We start from the raw sequence: 17,136 nt of genomic DNA, 5'->3' as shown, positions 1-17,136 counted from the left end.
GGAAAAATGGTTTCTGCACGTGATAAGATGGGTTAGAGCGAACCCATCAATATTGTCTTAGGGAGCATGTCTTATGACCATGTGGACAACAAATGGTTTGTTTCCGTCTTTCTTGTCACCAGGTATTTTGCTCCTAAGCATTATTCCTTTTATTTCATTCGAAATTCTCGCCGAAGACACAGACACGTCCTCAACTTTGATAGCGGAAACAACCCGGCCAACCGGGACCACGTCCAGTAAAAAAGAGGAACATACACGTGATGTGGAGGCTGCCGTTGCAGAAGAACTCGTAACCGAAGCCATTTGGTTTGGATTTGGGGAGGAAGTGGCAATAGCTACAAGACACGAAAGCCCCGTCGGCAAGGCTCCCAGCATTGTCACCGTGATTACAGCCGGGGATATTAAGAATTTAGGGTATCGCACCTTTGCGGAAATTTTAAGGACGGTACCAGGGTTTGAAATTTTAAAGGATGATTCCTTTGGGGCTGTAGTCCCTAACGTACGGGGACTAATAGGTTCAGAGAAAATACGGGTGATGCTCAATGGACATCTCGTAAATAATCCTTTCAGCGGGGGGGCCTTTACTTTATTTGACGATTTCCCCTTAGAAAATATAAAAAAGATAGAAATCATCCGGGGTCCGGGTTCTGCTGTATATGGTGAAAATGCGTTTTTGGCGGTTGTAAATATTATTACTATAGATGCAAAAGATATTGATGGCGTAAAGCTGAGTAGTGGTTATGGGAGTTTCGATACTTATGAGGAAAATGTTGTGTTTGGTAAGACATGCGGCAAGGTCGGCATCTCCGGGATGGCCTATTACAGGCAGACCAATGGTTTTGATGGTATTGTCGAAAGGGATAGACAAACAAAAAATGATAACATCAGTTCTTCTTTACCTCCTCCATTCAATTTCCCGGCAGCCTCCCAAGCCCCGGGAAAGGTGCACGATGGGAGGCAGGAATTTGGCCTGAACCTAAGAGTTGCATACAATGATTTCTATGTTGAGGGGTTATACATTAATAAAAATAAGGAACCTTTTATTGGTCCTCAATCTGCTTTGAATGACGAGTCTGATGTGGAAACCAACTATGTCTTTGTTGATGCTGGGTACAAGAAAACCTTTGATGAAAGATTTACCATAAGACCCAGGGTCTATTATGACCAATTTGATGATAATATTTTCATTGAATCCTTACCGGAGGGTGGAACTCTGGATAGAAATGGTGACGGATTCCCCGATACTCGTTATCCCGACGGGCTTATTGGTAACGGCAAGGTGATTGAGAAGATTGTCGGTACAGAGATTCCCTTTGATTATCAATTGTTTGATGGAAATATCATTACCCTGGGACTGGAATACCGTTTGATCAATCAAACCAATGTCCATTTTTTGAGCAACTTTCATCCCAGAACACTGGAGCCTCTGGGCTCTATCCAGGATTTTTCGGATACTTATCCCTTTTTGGAAGAAGCCACACGAAGGATATGGTCAGTTTATTTACAGGATACCTGGGACATTACTGATACCTTACACCTCACCCTTGGGGCAAGGCATGATCAATACAGCGATTTTGGAGGCGCTACCAGTCCACGATCAGGCTTAACATGGGCATTTATGAAGAATGCATCACTAAAACTGCTTTATGGAGAGGCCTTTCGTCCACCTAATTTTCAAGAGATGTTTACCATCAATCAGCCTGCTATTGAGGGAAACGAGGATTTAGACCCTGAAACGATTAGAACGTACGAAGTTGGATTAAGTTACCAGTTTAACAAACACGTTACCAGCAGTATTAATTATTTCTATAATGACATCGAGGACCTTATTGTCCTGCGTGCACTGCCAACCGCCCAGGGCACTTCACATTTTGAAAATTTTGGGGATGCTCATGTCCAGGGTATCGAAATGGAAACAAGGGTTGATATTGTTAAGGATAATTACGTCTTTATGAACTATACCTTTCAAAATCCAGAAGATAATCGTGGAAATGAGCTGCCATTTGTTGCACAACATAAGGGCAACTTCGGTGTGAACGTACACTATCCGAAATATATCAATACCAATCTGAGCACCTTTATTAGTGGGACTCGTTCGCGGGAAGATAATGACCCCAGGGACGACTTGCCGGCTTATGCACTGCTTAATCTCTCGATTATTGCAAAGGAATTCTTTAAGACTATGGAGATACAAGGTACGGTATTCAATATTCTTGACAAGGATTACAGTGATCCCGGCCCTATTTCCATACCAGACGATCTCCCTAGACCTGGACGGACATTTTTTGTTGGATTAAGTTACCAGTTTTAACACACACGAAAAATCCCCTTTCAATTCTTTACTGAACGTTCTGTATATCCCCCGCTTAACTCTCACATACCTCTGCTATATTCCTCTTTACAGTTTCAACAATTGCGTGATAGTAATATTTGTAAGATAGTACAGTCTCGTCCATTTTATCACCCGATGAATTGTTTCTTGTAATTCTGGAGGCTTTTTCGCCTATTTTGATGTATTTGTCTATACTTCTATTTCCTCAGTATTTTCAAGGGATTGGAGGTAAATCATCGTAGCTTTAAGTAGCAGAGTTTTGATGTGTTTTTGCGATTAGGTACGGTCAAAAGTACGGCTAATTTTTTGTTGTTTCCAATAGAGAGGGAGAGGTAACCAATGAGAAAACTGAATAAAAAACAAGAGATATATAAGGCGTTGCGAGAGTCGGGTAAAGATGTGAAGACTGCTTTTGATTTAGCAGGGTATAAAGCAAAGCCGGACAGTTCATCGGCATATCAGCTGGAAAAAAGAATTAGGAGCCGTAACTTGGTTGACCCCAAGATGTTAGAACTTGGTGGAGAGGTAGCATACCTAACTTTAAAGATTGCAAAGAAAACACTCAAGGACAAAGGCAAACAAGACTTAACGGCAAAGGAAGAAATTTGTCTTAAGAAGTCTCATGACATATACTTAGAACAACAAAAGAGAGAAACACCAGTCATTAATCGCAACATTAATCTGAACGTCGGCGCAAGCAATATGCAAGAGCTAGTCGATCTGAGCGCATACCGAGACTTGGGAAGTGGGGAAGATTCTACAGAGGAAGTCATAAGTGCTGAATTTACGGAGCAAAAACCAGAGGAAAATCAATCCTCTTAGGTGTAAAAATTCAGGGTTTGTTATCTGTCTAAAGTGGGGAGAGTTTGTAAGAGTCAGCATAATTGATACTTAGGATAGTACGTCCGATAATATCAATTATGTTGTAATGTGGTTTTAAGTGTGGAATTACAAATCACTTAGCGTATTTCTTGCATGTTGAATGGGGGGAGTGTTTTCCGGAAGTATAGGAAACCTTCCCCACTACCACCGATTCACAGGGGGCAGGGCAAGACCCCCACCCCCTATATGTGCCTCCGGGCTTCGGGGATAAATCAGACCTGTTTCTAGGTCGCTACAAATTTTTTTGAAACCACCCCCAACAGCGCACAGTGTGCTATATATTGATTTGCTAATCTGTAATGATTGTTATTTAGCAATAATTACAACTAGTAGAACTGCCATAATGGCAGCCTAATCTGTAATGATTACAGTTTAGATTTGAATTTGGGCGTGTTGTAAGCATATGTATTATATAGCACATACAACTTATTTTATTTTTTTTGTTTAAATCTCTGTAAAAAGTGTGATAAAAGTTCTATAAGTATAGAGATTCCTATTCTACTAGCGCATAACCTGCTAGTAGCTCACAACTAAATACACAATAGATGTGTGTCCTCACACACCATAACTGCTCTTGCAATAATGCTTAACAATCACACATGTAAGCATATATAAGCCACGCTGTCAAACGATAATAACAACTAATATAATATGTTAAATATAGCACAAGCGCAATATATAACATATCAAACTTAATATACTGTGTATTACATACTATATATAGCATATAGTAACTAATATCTATAATTTATAGAGCGCAATACATAACATATCAATAGTTGCCCCCTGATGGGGGTCTATCTATAGATAGTCATATAGATGTCTATTTTTCACAATTAACTAAATTTTTTTATTTTGTCTGCATACAAACGAATTGTATACATGATATTATAATTTGTGGTGGGGGAGTATTTGTATAGATGTACGTAGCAATATTTATACCAATCATTAAATATATTTTATTTTTTACTCCGAAAATTCGGAAAACATACGTTTAATATATATAGAGGGATTAGTATTCTGGTGGGTGTTGACCCATCAAAATTTTTTACTTATATAGGTAGCGTTGTACTTTTATCGTTAGTGATAAACTTTTTTCATAGGAGGTAACTGGTATGTCAGACACTTATCTGAAATCTTTTATATCGGATAAATTGAGTAAACACATAGAACCGCAACGACTGGGGACACCGAGGGGAAACAAGATTGGCTTCCCGAAAGTCAAATATCATACAGCCCTTTTAGTTGGCTTAACAAGGGCGAAACAGAAGGACATAGCCGTTCACTTGGGGGTTGGTTACGGTCTTGTCAGAAAGTGGAAATCGGAATATGACTTCAAGAGGGTGGTTGAGAGTCTCCAGGAGGAATTTGCAGATGCCATTATACGGGTAACTTGGATTCTTTTTGACGATTACTCTTGTTTTTCAGATGCAGGCAACTACAGTCACGGATTGCGAGAGGCGATTAAGGTGGAATTTAATAAGACTCTACAACAGGTAATTGATAGCCGTAACTTCAGCCAGATGCGTTCCCTTTGGAAGTCTGGCTATACCCTTGATTACTACTGGCATTTATCGGATGGCGTTAGTCCAGATGAAGCCAGGCGATATGCAAACCAATTGTGGAGCTTTTCACCTGAATTAAAAGCCAGGGCGACTGCCATTCTCTTAGGAGAGGTTAAAACAGTGCTTTCGCTAAAAGAGCACAACCTCACCCTCGATGAGATGCGCACGGTAGAAGCATTGGATTTACTTGAAAAGGATGCGTTGCAGGGGGCTGTGAGTATGACTTAACTCATTGTTTTGTCATAACTTATGCAAATAAAACAGGCCGTATATCCTGGCAGGGGTACACGGCCATTTTGTCTAACACTAGGAGACTACATGATAACAAAGAGCGTATTAGAACGCAACACAAAAAAAACACCCGCAACAATTACTTGTAAGAGATGCGGGGTTATTCACGAGACGTCAAAACTTCATATCAAAGTCATACCACTGAAAGACGGCGCATCCCATTATAAGACTATCTGTTCAGCGTGCAAGGCGCCCATCAAATTCCTTCGGCATGAGGAACCAACATTCTGGTTCGGGAAATACAAAGGTCGTCTCGTCAGAGACATATTGCAGAGTGATCCCCGATACGTCAGGTGGGTGCTTTCCCAAAGCATCGGGTCGAAGTCATTCAGGAACTCTGTTCGGGCGCTCTTGTCAGGTGGGCAATTAGCCTCTCAGAAAAGGATATAAATCGCTAGGTTTTGGAACATTAGACCAGAAAAGAAAAGGTGCTTTAATGCAAAACACAAAGGTAAGTTATTATAGAAACGTGCAAGATGTTGCTGGGCAACTAGTTACGCTTGCAAGGATTTTAGAGGGGGTTAGAACAGGGAACGGAGGAAAGTGGATTCCTGCGATTGAGAAGCTGCGAAACACGCAAGACGAGTCGGAGCGAAAAAGGTGCAAGAGTGAACTCCCCTGCTTTACAGCTTCAGGATTCTTCACAAAGAGGTCTGTCGATGGGTTGGTTGCGCATAGCGGTTTTATCCTCTTGGACATTGATGGTAAAGATAATCCTGCATTGTCTGAACAGGGAGACAGGATACGGCAAAGGCTGGTCGGGGATAAACATACTGCCTTCCTGTTCACTTCATGCAGAGGCAAAGGGCTTGCAGTGGGTGTGAAGATCGACAAAGGTCGTCATGCAGAAAGCTTTCAGGCATTGGAGCGATATTACAAGGAAGTCTACGGACTGGTTGTGGACTCAGGATGCAAGGATGTTTCCCGGCTGAGGTTTGTTTCGCATGACCCGCAAATATATATGAATGAGAACTCAGAGGCATTTATTGTTCCGGAGACTATACCAGAGCAAGCACAGCCTTCCTGCATTTCTGATGCAAGTGACGATGACCATCGAATCATGCAAGCAATCATCGCTAGCGGTAAACCTTTGCCTGGCATTGACGATTACAGCAGTTGGCTGGACGTAGGATTCGCCATAGCTAATACCTTTGGTGAGGCTGGACGTGAATACTTTCATGAGTTGAGTAGGGCTTCGTCAAAATACGATGAATCAGACTGTGACGTGAAATACAATAACTGCATTCGGACGAATAAAGGCGCATTTAGCTTTGCAACGATTGTTCACCGGGCAAAAGAAGCGGGGATTGATTTGTCTCCAAAGACAATACAAGGGATGCTTGAGAATGTAAACACACAAACACCTTTTGACGAAATAAAGGAAATTCTAAAACAGATTGCGAGAGTTGGATTTGAGTCTGAGCGGTTAAGGTATATCCAAGACCTTTCTAAAAGAACAGGGATAGCTAAAGGGGCTTTAAAAGGGGATATGAAAAGCCTTTCGGCAAAAGTGGGAGTCAATGAAACGGCTTCTGAGAATATTGTTGTGGTGCATCCAAGCTATGAAGTTAATGACGATTTCATGAGTTTGGGGTTTCGGGAAACTGTCATTGAGGGTAATACTCCGAAGGACAGGAATATGTTTATTTTGTTTACAGGGAGTGGATACGATTTGTGTGAGGATGCTATATTCTATCGTCAAGACGGATGCAAGGTAATATTTGACGTTAGAGGGAGAATGCTTGAACCCGTAAACGACAACTGGTGCAAATCAGACGTTCTTGCATTCATAAAAAAGCAAGAAACACCGAGGGGGATATACCTTAAAGTAAAGCAAGTCCTCAAGAGTTATACTGAGTTTCAAGAGGAATCGCATTATGGGTTATTGTCGGCGTGGATTATAGCTACTTACTTTCATAGGTGTTTTCATGCTATGCCGTTTTTGTTCGTCTATGGAAAGAAGGGCTGCGGGAAGTCGAGGACTTTGGTTTTAGTAGAGAGGCTTTCTTTTAATGCAATCAAAACTAAAGGGATTACTGTGGCAAGTTTAGGCGATACCGTTGACGGCGTCCGCGGGACATTGTTAATCGATCAAGCTGAATCACTTAGTGACCCAAAGAACCTGGAAATAAACGGTTTGATTGCAGACTCCTATACCGTTGATGGTGGTAAACGGCGTGTAGTCCAAATCGTAAACGGCGTAAGGCGTGTCCTAGAGTTCGAGACATATTCGCCAAAGGCATTCGCATCTATAAAAGAGATTGACACCGACATAAAAGACAGATGTATCATGCTAACAATGGTAAGGGCTTCAAGGGAATACCCTGAACCCGATGCACATTTACCTATATGGAAAACCCTCAGAGGCGAGTTATACAAGTTACTTCTTACCAGATGGAAAGACGTCAGGGAAATATATCAAACCACCGGCGAAGGTGTCAGTCATAGAGTCCGTGAGTTATGGAGACCTATTGAAACAATACTGAAGCTTGAAGAAGTGCCTCAGAAAGAAATGCAGGATATTAAGCAGGCGTTTCTCGATTCGATGCAAGAGACTCAAACCAATCTTTCTGACTACGAGTTAGAGTTGATTGATACCTTGTTGGAGATGATATCAGAGTCAGGCAAGCACATTTTTACGTCTGACGAGATTGCGGCGAGGCTGTGCCGCGATGAGGGTATGAGTATAAAAGCGAAGCAGATATGGACAGGCAAAACATTGGGATTGCTTAAGCTATATACCCAAAAGTTACCACGATCAAACAATAAGACGCCATATCTTTTTGACATCAACCATGTAAAAAATACAAAAAATAAATATATGGCGCAAACCAGTGGTTTCTATGGCTCTATAGCAGGAGGCCAGCAAAATCAAGGGAATCCAGGCTGCCATAGGGAAAATCCCCTATCGCAGCCTATGGCAGTATCGCAGACAATAACACCTTCGGAGCTAATACCATATGCCATACCCTGCCATAGGGATGCCATAGGGCAAAAATCCTATGGCATGTCAGAAGTGCCTACAGGTGCAGTAGTTACAGAAGCCATGCCATACATGCCATTGAAAATACATACTTCTGAAGAAAAAAATTCTGAACCCATAAAAAGTGTTGAAAAATTAAACACTGAGACAGAATCAATCCCGGAGTTAGAATTCATAGAGGAGGTTGCCAGTGTATAAGGTTATTCAAGACCTCAAGGTCAAAGTGCAGGGGGTTGTCAAAATATTTCATGCAGGAAGCATTGTGAAGTTACCCGAAAAGGCGGCACAAATGTTTGTCCAGCAAGGGAAGCTTGAGCCGATGCCAGAGGAACCACAAACAGTAGGTTATGAGTTATCTGAGCGTATGGCAATCATGGGTGAAAACTGTGAACCAGACCGGGTTAAACCGTATGTCGCTGATTCGGGGGTTTTGGTTATCCCCTTCAACAGCGATAGGAGATACCACTACTGGAAAAATGGTGGGCAATCGGTATGTGATACCCTAAAAGAGCTTGGCAGATGTGATTTGATTCATAAATACAGAAGGGATTTTCCTAACTAAGAGGGGGTGCAATAGTCATAAACTAGCTTAAACAAAAGAGTTAGCATATGGTTGGCGGGAATATCGGAGAAACGATTATCTTAAAGGAAGGGGGAGAAAGATGGGAGATGCGAACGAGTTGGGCGCAGGGATGCGGGTGGTAGCTATGGACGATTTAATTCGGAAGGGCAAGGCATTGCTTGAACGCAGATGGAAGCCGGAATACATTTGGCACGAGGCCACTTTTTCTTTAGATGGTGGTAAGGCTGATAAGGTTCGGGTATTTGTTTTAGACGGTGATCAGGCAAAGGGTTTTGTGATTGCTAATTATGGTCGAGCAATCGTGGATGTTTACAATAGTCGTGGTGACAAAGTTCGTGTGTTTAGGAGATAGGAAGGCGGGGAGTATGGAGAATAGTAAATCATTATTGGTAGGAAAGTATTTTCACATATTCGAGGATGACAAGCTGTGTCGACAAGGGCAAATCATTTCCCAGGAGTCAGACGATCGATACCTTATAGAGTTCTTTGATTGGTCTGACGGCAGTACAGACGAAATGAGGTTGGTCGGAATCGGGGATATGTCGGAGTGGTCTTTCTATTCAGATAGCGAGACTATGAGGTATCGTCAAGAGAAATGGAGTAAAGAGCAATGGGGATAAAGAAGTCAGATATGACGATCTTAGTGGATACCAGAGAGAAAAAACCTCTGACATTTCACCATGCAAGGACAAAGGAAGCTAGCCTTCAGACAGGCGATTACAGCCTGGAACACTTTGCGGACAGGATAACGATTGAGCGCAAATCCCTTCCTGACCTCCTGGGATCATTGAGTGGTGAACGGAAGCGGTTCATGGCAGAGGTGCAAAGGATGCGAGCCTACGAGTATGCAGCTATTATTATTGAGTCGTCACTTGCAGACATCTACAGGGGAGCTTGGAGGAATGATATATCGGTAGCATCGGTTGTCGGGTCACTGCAAGCACTGAGTGCAAAGTATGGTGTGCATGTTCTTTTTGCATGTGATAGGGAGATTACGGCTTTGACAGTAGAAGGCCTTCTGTATCAATTTTTACAAAAGCAGCGGGATTATTGGGAGCGCATCAAGGCTTACTTAAGCTAAGCAAATTAAAAAAGGATACTATAGCATTATATATCATTAGACCGTAGGAGGTAAAGACGTGAGTGACAAGTTAAAATTGGTGGACGAGTTAGGCGGCAGATTGTTGGATATGGATAAGGCAGCAGAGTTCTTAGGAATCAAAAAATCAAGCCTCTATGCAATGGTCATGAGGAAGACGATCCCACATATCAAGATTGGGAGACTCACTCGTTTTTCGACGGAGATGTTGCGGGATTATGTCCAGGAGCATACCGTTGGAGCGCAAACACCTTATAGCGTTGAAAGTATTTAAGGGGGTATGAATGCAAGTCAAGAGTTGTGTTAATAGAATGGGTGGCAAGAGATACCTGGCTGGTTGGCTATCCAAGATAATACCGGAGCATGTTTGCTATATTGAACCCTTTTGTGGTGCAGGGCATCTACTCTTTAACAAGCCACCAAGTAGGGTTGAGGCTATAAACGATATTGATAACCACTTGGTAGGCTTCTTTAAGGTTATTCGGAATGCAGAGACAAGGGAGCGTCTTATCGACATACTTGACCATATGCCATATTCCAGGAGCCTTTGGCGGGAGATAAGAACAGGCTGGAAGGAAGGGCATTTGCCTGAAGATGAGACCGAAAAAGCATCGTGGTGGTTTTATCTTAATCGAACGTGCTTTGGTGGCGATCAGTTAAGGGGTGGGTTTGCTATGCCTTCTACCACTGGAAGGAATCCAGTAATAAGCTTTAGGAATACAATTGAAACCTTCGGCATGGTTGCGGAACGTCTTAGAAATGTTTGTATCGAGTCCTTAGACTATGCAGAATGTATCAAGCGGTATGATTCAGAGACCACCTTGTTTTATTGCGATCCTCCCTATTTGAATGCAGAACACTACTACGGCAAGGATTCCTTTAGCCAGGAAGACCACCGTACCCTTGCAAACCTCTTGAGCGGGGTAAAAGCCAAAGTGATGGTCTCACACTACCAGAATGGCTTATACGATGAATTGTATAAGGGCTGGCATCGGTATGAGTATTCAAGCTTCAAGAGTAGCTACAAATCAACAGGTGAATCGAAGCCAAAGACAGTCGAATGTCTTTGGACGAATTTCGAACCCATAAGAACGCTAAACTTTTCGGAGGCAAACTAATGAGGTTGTTCCCATATACGGATTTCATTATCTGGTCAATAGGCTTCGAGGCAATTAGGGCAGTATGCTGGATGATGCGGACATCAGCGCAATGGTAGCATCAATGAGTATGCTTTTTCTTTCGTTCCTGGAAATAATAAATGCCAAAGCCGATAAGCGTTATTACGATTGCCAGTATGAAGAGTAAGCTAAGTGAATCCATAGCGTTATTCCTTTCTAAGTTTGTAAGCTACAACAAAAAAGATTATCGATGCACAGACACCAAAGAGTATATGAAACCAGAGAAGTCCTTTTGGTGAAATTATACCACCAATAATAAGACCTGTGTAAGTAAGCTTTGCTAAGTCGTACAGAAATTTAACAACATCTTCTCTTTGTTTCTCATTCATACGCGAAAATATTATACCACAGACGAGCAAAAAGAAACAGTGAAAACAAAAAAAGTACTTGACAACGATTCCGAAGGTACGATACCGTACGTGCCGTTGAAAGTAGCGGTGACAGACGCCTACAGGTATATGCCTGAGAAATCGGGCACACGGGAGGCAACAGTTAGCATGCTGTCACATGTTAATTTGTTGCCTTCTTTGTTTAGAAAGGGGTGTTGTGTGGTGAGAGATGGAGTAGACGAGGTAAGGGCAAGGATTGGATGTCTTAGGGAGCTTATCCTTCTCTTGTTAAGGATTGACCAATACTCGGATGGTTGTGAATGGCTTCTTACTGACGCACTACGGAAGGTTAATGAGATCGGCGACATTATCGACGACAAGGAGTTTGTGAATAGTGATCAGGTCCCAAGATTCGCTACGGCGCCAAGAAGGGATGGTGCTGTATGCTAGAGGCAAGTAATGCGGTAAAGTGTAGTGTGTGCTATGGAGATTTGGATTATTCGGTATTGGCTGATGCGATTCTTGTGCGTAAATGTAAGAATAGGTGTGGTGGTAGTATCATTATAACCCGAACCGCAATGGAAGACGCAATAAAAGACATGAATGTTTCTGAAGTAGCAGAGAAAGTAGCTAGCATAATGGCATCCGAAGGCGCAACACAATAAAGATTCTTTAAGAGGCGTTGGACGGAACGCAAAATAATATTTGCTTGGGGAGACTCAGGCAATCAAAGGCAACGGCATCCTGTACCGTCCTACAGGGTGTTTGTTGCCTTTGTTATTTCTGAAAGGACGGCGGAAATGGCGGTAAGGTGGAAAAAGTATTATCCGGATAAGTGTAAAATCCAGGATGCCGGGGGTAAAGAAATTTCCTGTGACGGCAAGCGTGGAGATTATTGCCCAACAGATTTACCCGCAAAGAAAAACGGAGATACTCCGAAGTGCGGGCGGTGGTTAATAGAACTGTTTGATGACAGAAAACGGTGGGTGTCAGTTAGCTTTCGGGACATTAGAAGTCGGAAAGATGCCATGAAAAGGCTGATGCTGCTTATCGGTGATAGGGAGAGGGGCAAATTGCAATTACCAAGAAAGAAACAGATTCCCAGTCTAAAGGTATATTCCAAAACATACCTGGAGTTATACAAAGAGGCAAAGGGCAACACACTGGCAATGAAGCAAAGGGCAGTAAATGCTTTGGTGAAATTCTTAGGGGATTACCCACTGGATAAGATTACACCGTTTATTATCGAGAAATACAGGATTAACCGCAAAGAAAGGGGCGGCGTTAAAGACAGTAGTATCAATGTGGATATTGCTATTTTAGGACATGTTTTCAATACTGCCATAAGCGCTGGCATTGTTGATCAGAACCCATGCCAGGGTATTAAACGGTTGAAGGTGACACAGACTAAAGACCGGGTGTTAACTTCCGGGGAAATAGCCTTATTGCTTGACAAACTGCAAGGTAAAGATCGTCTCATGGTGCTGGTGGGACTCCTTACCGGGTTACGCCTGGGCGGGGTATTAAGCTTGTCATGGCAGGATATAGACTTTGGCAAAGGGTTGATAACTTCCAGTCATAAGACCGGCAAACTTGTGTCAATACCCATGTCGGAATATCTGTCAGGGGAGTTGTTGCAATGGAAGGAAAACAATTCGGATAATGACAAGGTATTTGAGTGCAGGACGTTAACCCATGCTGTTACCGCTGAACATAGTGACCATTTCAGTAAGCTGTTTAAAAGCTTAGGCATTCAAGGCTTCACCTTCCATAACCTAAGACACACCTTTGCCAGTCTACTTCAAGGCGAACTTGGTATTGGTGCAGTAGTAGTGCAAGGAATGACGGGACATTCAAGCTTGTCGATGTTGCAGAAGTATTCACATACAGGCCTAAGCAACAAGCAACAGGCTATCCAGGCATTGACAGACCATGTCTTGGCTATAGCACAATGAAAAAGGTACGGTCAGGAGTACGGCAATTGGTTTTTACTGTGTTACTCAATACCCTTGTATTGCCAGTATATTTAAGGGTTGCAAGGCGTATATGGGCAAAATGGATGAATTGTTTCTTGTAATTTCAAGGAGAGGGTTGTATTATAAAATCTTTATTTTTTGTCGTGGTTATCAAAGATAATAAGTGTGAAATCGATAAAATCCAATGAGGACCTGGTGTGGAAAAGACAGAGACAGACGAAGTAACAAGTGAAATTGAAAATATCCGGATGTCATTAGGTGCACATCTGGAAGAGTTGCGGCGGCGGGTTGTCTATTCCATTATCGCCATTGTTCTTTGTTTCATCTTGTGCTGGTTTTTCAAGGTACAGATACTGGATATGGCGAAAAGACCCCATAAGTTTGCCATGGAAAAGGTCGGTTTGTCAACTGAGTTGCAGGTACTGAGTTACCAGGAGGGTTTCTATGCCTACATGAAACTGTGTTTTATAACATCAGTTTTCCTGGCCTATCCTTTTGTTATTTACCAGATATGGAAATTTGTGAGCGTAGGACTCTATAAAAAAGAGCAGAGGTATGTGCTTTTATTTCTCCCTGTCTCGTATGTGGCATTTGTGGTTGGGGGGCTCTTCGGGTATTTTTTGCTCATCCCTTTTGGTCTGCAATTCCTGATCGGTATCCTTGGTCCGGGTATTCAACCCATCATCACCATGAAGGATTACGTCTCATTTGTTTTCCTGCTGACCGTGGCGTTGGGATTGGTATTCCAGTTACCGCTCGTTATGCTGCTCCTTTCCAAGATCGGATTTATTACGCCGGATAAGTTTATAAAGTGGCGAAAGTATGCCATTCTGGTAATATTTATTATTGCCGCCATTGTCACGCCGCCAGACCCTTTTACCCAAAGTATGACCGCTGTTCCCATGATCGTTCTCTATGAATTGGGAATACTTATTGCCAGACCCACACGGAAGGGATTTATCTATTTAGGTTCGATTGTTGGGTGTGGATTGTTACTCGTAGTTGTAGTATTTTTTTATTTGACGCATAAGGGCGGAGAAATCAATCTGGTACAAACGCATGGCGAAATTCAATTTCTGTATCCGGAAAGTAAGGAATGGAATAAAGTATCAAACCATACCATTTTCCGGAGTGGTATTACCCTAAAAACCGGCAGCGAAGGAAGGACTGCCTTATCCACAAAGAAAGGTATCGATCTGGGTATGGACTCAAATACCGAAGTGCATTTTATCGATCCGTTGAAGATACAGCTGAAATCCGGTCAGGTCCTCATCTCTGTAAAGGAATCAGAAGTGCCATTAGAAATTGACACCCCGAATGGACGGATTAGAACAAATAAAGGTACTTTGAATATCCAGGCAAGGGATTTTGTTACCATCGTGACGGCTGTAAAGGGTGATGCTACATTATTATTAGAGGGCGAAGAGAAAAAGTTGTTGGAAGGACGACAACACAAGATGACTATAGGTGGAGAACCCGTTGACATCGGGGCTATCATCAATTGGTCCGAAGGTGTATTGATCGAATCGAAAGAAATGAAGTAGTGTCTGTCAGCTTTAAAGATTTACGATAATGAGGCAGATAAATACCTCTCTACCCTTGTCACTCATAACAGAAGATACCTTCGAACAGGCTCTGCATAGTATTGATGAATCGCAGGAAATCGACCTTCAGGAAGTAACCTTTATAGATCCCTACGGTATGGTTGGCCTTCTCGAGTTGGGAGAACTTCTCAAAAGAGATAGTATTCAAAAAATCTTGCGTCTTCCAAAATCAGAAGAAGTCATCAAATACCTTGAACGGATGGATTTCTTCAGATTTGCTGGTGATTATTTCACGCTTAAGCCGTCTAAACCGCAGATATCAGAAAAATACCTGAGAAGTTCTTACACTGATGTCCTCCTTGAAATCACACCCATAAAAAAGTCAGACGACATTCATTTCATCGTTGGGAAGGTGAAAGACCGAGCTCATGCAATCCTTGCCAGACATCTCCACTATGATGAAAGGGCAATAAATGGCTTCATCGTTGCTCTTTCTGAGGTGTGTCAGAATATCATTGAGCATAGTGAAAATAAAGGGTTTGTGGGTATCCAGAAGTATCATTTCCAGAATATCAATAAGAATGTGGTAAAAATTGCCGTTATGGACCTTGGGGTAGGCTTTCGGATGTCCCTGTCTGAGAGGTTTTCATTAAAAGATGACCTTGGTGCCATTGGAAAGGCCTTGCTTCATGGCGCATCACGACACGCAGAAAAAGGAAGAGGTCACGGCCTTGCCGCTGTAAGGCGTTTTATCAACCAGTGGGACGGCAAACTCTCCATCCGCTCAGGAACTGCAAGACTCTCCATAATTCCTCAATGGGCATGGGGGAAAGAGAAAGAACTCAATCTCACGCATTTCCCCGGTGCCCAGATCAGCATCCTCCTGCCGGAAATGTAACTGATGGTTGACTTTTCGATAAGTAAAACTATAATTCAGGTAATACTAACTACAGAGATAAGATTATGGCAACGATAACGAAAAAGGGACACATAACAATACCCAAACCATTCAGATAAAATCACTCTAAATTATGATTTGCAAAAAATTGGGAATGCACCCAAGTCAACAGCAGATTTTTCTGCTCAAGAAGCTGTTCATATACATTTTCTCATTGATAGTGTTGATTATAGTGTTATCCTCGTCACTTTATGCTCAACACATTGCGCGCCGATTGGGACATCCCACCACACGTTTTGCCGACCCAATCCACACCCCGGAGGACCTGCGTGACCGGTTTTCCTCGGAAGAGCTCAAGGCCGATGTTGCCGTTATTGTAAACCTATGTGACGGCTGGCAGGGTGACATTGAGGATTTTTACCGTGCTGCAGCAACCGCGCCGATTACGCCGTTGCAGATACCCATCGGTGCCCGTTTGCCTGCTATGTCTGCCCGCAAGAACGGCAAATTAATTCTGCACCGTGACGTACTATGGATGGGCAATGAGCCAATCGACGCATATGAATTCTCTTTTTATTCAAAAGGCCGTCTTTACCGTTGTGTAACGCCTAAGCTCTGTTGCAATTTCTGGGTCGAAGACCTTGGCCCGGACCCGCGCGCTCCAGTCCTGACAATCGAGTGCAACGCACCGGACGCTGTTTCTGTTAGCCGTCCGGTAAAAGTTTGTCTGACGGTAAAGAATATCGGTGATGCACCGGACGAGTTAGTCACCGTTAAGCTGCCGGTTCCCACTGGTGCGATATTTGTCAGATCAACCGGCGAAACCAACGCAGCCGCGCGCCGCGTGGTCTGGCGCATCTCAAACCTTCCCCCCGGGTCGAGCAAACAACTCTGCGCAAACTTCAATGTGCAGCAATCCGGTTCCCTGACGTTTGAATCCTCCGCGCGTGGCGTTGTCGCCCAGCCGGTGGAAACATGGTGCAACACCCGCGTCTCCGGCATACCGGCGGTTCTTTTTGAAGTTATTGACCTTGAGGACCCCATTGAAGTCGGCCAGCAAGACACCTACGAACTTCGCGTGATTAATCAGGGTTCGACCACGCTCACCAACGTAAAAATCGTTTGCACACTCGAACCCAGCCAGCAATTCGTATCGTGCGGCGGCGCTACGAATGGCCAGGCGAACGGAAATACCATTACGACTGATCCACTGGCCACGCTATCCCCGAAGGACACAGCCAAATGGCAAATTGTTGTCAAATCCATTGCATCCGGCGATGTGCGCTTTTCTGCTGAACTTGGGAGCGATCAATTCCAGCGCCCCATAAAAGAAACCGAGGCAACCCGGCAATACTAAACTGCTACCGGTTTGCAGGGAGGATACGGATAAATAATTTGCGTTCATTGAGAAAAAACGAAACACACATGTTGTCCAATCTGCACAAGGGGAGATGAAAATGCCATTCCTGATTTCAC

Annotated in this window: 16 protein-coding genes and 1 pseudogene; all 17 read left to right on the top strand. The window is 43.1% G+C overall.

Features of this window, described 5'->3' with window-relative positions:
- Nucleotides 1-73: 73 nt before the first annotated feature.
- Nucleotides 74-2,311 carry a TonB-dependent receptor gene (locus tag E3K36_04360; GenBank protein ID MCF6154483.1) on the top strand — a complete coding sequence of 746 codons (2,238 nt, stop codon included), beginning with the start codon at nucleotides 74-76 and terminating at the stop codon, nucleotides 2,309-2,311.
- Between the two features lie 360 nt (nucleotides 2,312-2,671).
- Nucleotides 2,672-3,154 (top strand): hypothetical protein, encoded by a 483-nt coding sequence (locus tag E3K36_04355; GenBank protein MCF6154482.1) that lies wholly within the window; start codon nucleotides 2,672-2,674, stop codon nucleotides 3,152-3,154.
- A 1,175-nt stretch (nucleotides 3,155-4,329) separates the two neighbouring features.
- On the top strand, nucleotides 4,330-5,007 hold the full coding sequence (locus E3K36_04350; GenBank protein ID MCF6154481.1) for a hypothetical protein: 678 nt from the start codon (nucleotides 4,330-4,332) through the stop codon (nucleotides 5,005-5,007).
- Between the two features lie 90 nt (nucleotides 5,008-5,097).
- Nucleotides 5,098-5,460, top strand: coding sequence for a hypothetical protein (locus tag E3K36_04345; protein ID MCF6154480.1), 363 nt, complete (start codon nucleotides 5,098-5,100; stop codon nucleotides 5,458-5,460).
- A gap of 46 nt (nucleotides 5,461-5,506) precedes the next feature.
- Complete coding sequence (locus E3K36_04340; GenBank protein MCF6154479.1) at nucleotides 5,507-8,251, top strand: hypothetical protein; 2,745 nt, start codon at nucleotides 5,507-5,509, stop codon at nucleotides 8,249-8,251.
- Between the two features lie 64 nt (nucleotides 8,252-8,315).
- A pseudogene (locus E3K36_04335) lies at nucleotides 8,316-8,615 on the top strand (hypothetical protein).
- A gap of 100 nt (nucleotides 8,616-8,715) precedes the next feature.
- On the top strand, nucleotides 8,716-8,988 hold the full coding sequence (locus tag E3K36_04330; GenBank protein MCF6154478.1) for a hypothetical protein: 273 nt from the start codon (nucleotides 8,716-8,718) through the stop codon (nucleotides 8,986-8,988).
- Between the two features lie 13 nt (nucleotides 8,989-9,001).
- Nucleotides 9,002-9,256: a hypothetical protein gene (locus E3K36_04325; GenBank protein ID MCF6154477.1), complete on the top strand. Its 255-nt coding sequence runs from the start codon at nucleotides 9,002-9,004 to the stop codon at nucleotides 9,254-9,256.
- Nucleotides 9,247-9,717, top strand: a complete 471-nt coding sequence (locus tag E3K36_04320) for a hypothetical protein (GenBank protein MCF6154476.1) — start codon at nucleotides 9,247-9,249, stop codon at nucleotides 9,715-9,717. The genes E3K36_04325 and E3K36_04320 overlap by 10 nt, the downstream gene beginning before the upstream one ends.
- A 58-nt stretch (nucleotides 9,718-9,775) precedes the next feature.
- Nucleotides 9,776-10,009, top strand: coding sequence for a DNA-binding protein (locus tag E3K36_04315; protein MCF6154475.1), 234 nt, complete (start codon nucleotides 9,776-9,778; stop codon nucleotides 10,007-10,009).
- Between the two features lie 10 nt (nucleotides 10,010-10,019).
- Nucleotides 10,020-10,853, top strand: a complete 834-nt coding sequence (locus E3K36_04310; GenBank protein MCF6154474.1) for a DNA adenine methylase — start codon at nucleotides 10,020-10,022, stop codon at nucleotides 10,851-10,853.
- Nucleotides 10,854-11,281: 428 nt separating this feature from the next.
- Nucleotides 11,282-11,692 carry a hypothetical protein gene (locus tag E3K36_04305; GenBank protein ID MCF6154473.1) on the top strand — a complete coding sequence of 137 codons (411 nt, stop codon included), beginning with the start codon at nucleotides 11,282-11,284 and terminating at the stop codon, nucleotides 11,690-11,692.
- A complete protein-coding gene (locus E3K36_04300; protein ID MCF6154472.1) occupies nucleotides 11,686-11,907 on the top strand; it encodes a hypothetical protein in 222 nt (73 codons plus the stop codon). Before E3K36_04305 ends, E3K36_04300 begins: the two co-directional genes overlap by 7 nt.
- Nucleotides 11,908-12,282: 375 nt before the next feature.
- Complete coding sequence (locus E3K36_04295; GenBank protein ID MCF6154471.1) at nucleotides 12,283-13,197, top strand: site-specific integrase; 915 nt, start codon at nucleotides 12,283-12,285, stop codon at nucleotides 13,195-13,197.
- 218 nt (nucleotides 13,198-13,415) lie between these two features.
- Nucleotides 13,416-14,762 carry a twin-arginine translocase subunit TatC gene (tatC, locus tag E3K36_04290; GenBank protein MCF6154470.1) on the top strand — a complete coding sequence of 449 codons (1,347 nt, stop codon included), beginning with the start codon at nucleotides 13,416-13,418 and terminating at the stop codon, nucleotides 14,760-14,762.
- A 28-nt stretch (nucleotides 14,763-14,790) separates the two neighbouring features.
- Complete coding sequence (locus E3K36_04285) at nucleotides 14,791-15,660, top strand: ATP-binding protein (GenBank protein MCF6154469.1); 870 nt, start codon at nucleotides 14,791-14,793, stop codon at nucleotides 15,658-15,660.
- 133 nt (nucleotides 15,661-15,793) lie between these two features.
- Nucleotides 15,794-17,017, top strand: coding sequence for a DUF11 domain-containing protein (locus tag E3K36_04280; GenBank protein ID MCF6154468.1), 1,224 nt, complete (start codon nucleotides 15,794-15,796; stop codon nucleotides 17,015-17,017).
- Nucleotides 17,018-17,136 lie beyond the last annotated feature (119 nt).

Source organism: Candidatus Brocadia sp., assembly GCA_021646415.1.
Taxonomy (GTDB): domain Bacteria; phylum Planctomycetota; class Brocadiia; order Brocadiales; family Brocadiaceae; genus Brocadia.
Note: the sequence above shows the minus strand (reverse complement) of the source record. Positions and strands in the feature narration are given on the sequence as shown.

Coding starts and splice junctions, on each gene's coding strand:
- E3K36_04360 (MCF6154483.1), top strand. CDS start 74: ATGACCATGTGGACAACAAATGGTTTGTTTCCGTCTTTCTTGTCACCA.
- E3K36_04355 (MCF6154482.1), top strand. CDS start 2,672: ATGAGAAAACTGAATAAAAAACAAGAGATATATAAGGCGTTGCGAGAG.
- E3K36_04350 (MCF6154481.1), top strand. CDS start 4,330: ATGTCAGACACTTATCTGAAATCTTTTATATCGGATAAATTGAGTAAA.
- E3K36_04345 (MCF6154480.1), top strand. CDS start 5,098: ATGATAACAAAGAGCGTATTAGAACGCAACACAAAAAAAACACCCGCA.
- E3K36_04340 (MCF6154479.1), top strand. CDS start 5,507: ATGCAAAACACAAAGGTAAGTTATTATAGAAACGTGCAAGATGTTGCT.
- E3K36_04330 (MCF6154478.1), top strand. CDS start 8,716: ATGGGAGATGCGAACGAGTTGGGCGCAGGGATGCGGGTGGTAGCTATG.
- E3K36_04325 (MCF6154477.1), top strand. CDS start 9,002: ATGGAGAATAGTAAATCATTATTGGTAGGAAAGTATTTTCACATATTC.
- E3K36_04320 (MCF6154476.1), top strand. CDS start 9,247: ATGGGGATAAAGAAGTCAGATATGACGATCTTAGTGGATACCAGAGAG.
- E3K36_04310 (MCF6154474.1), top strand. CDS start 10,020: ATGCAAGTCAAGAGTTGTGTTAATAGAATGGGTGGCAAGAGATACCTG.
- E3K36_04300 (MCF6154472.1), top strand. CDS start 11,686: ATGCTAGAGGCAAGTAATGCGGTAAAGTGTAGTGTGTGCTATGGAGAT.
- E3K36_04295 (MCF6154471.1), top strand. CDS start 12,283: ATGCTGCTTATCGGTGATAGGGAGAGGGGCAAATTGCAATTACCAAGA.
- E3K36_04285 (MCF6154469.1), top strand. CDS start 14,791: ATGAGGCAGATAAATACCTCTCTACCCTTGTCACTCATAACAGAAGAT.
- E3K36_04280 (MCF6154468.1), top strand. CDS start 15,794: ATGATTTGCAAAAAATTGGGAATGCACCCAAGTCAACAGCAGATTTTT.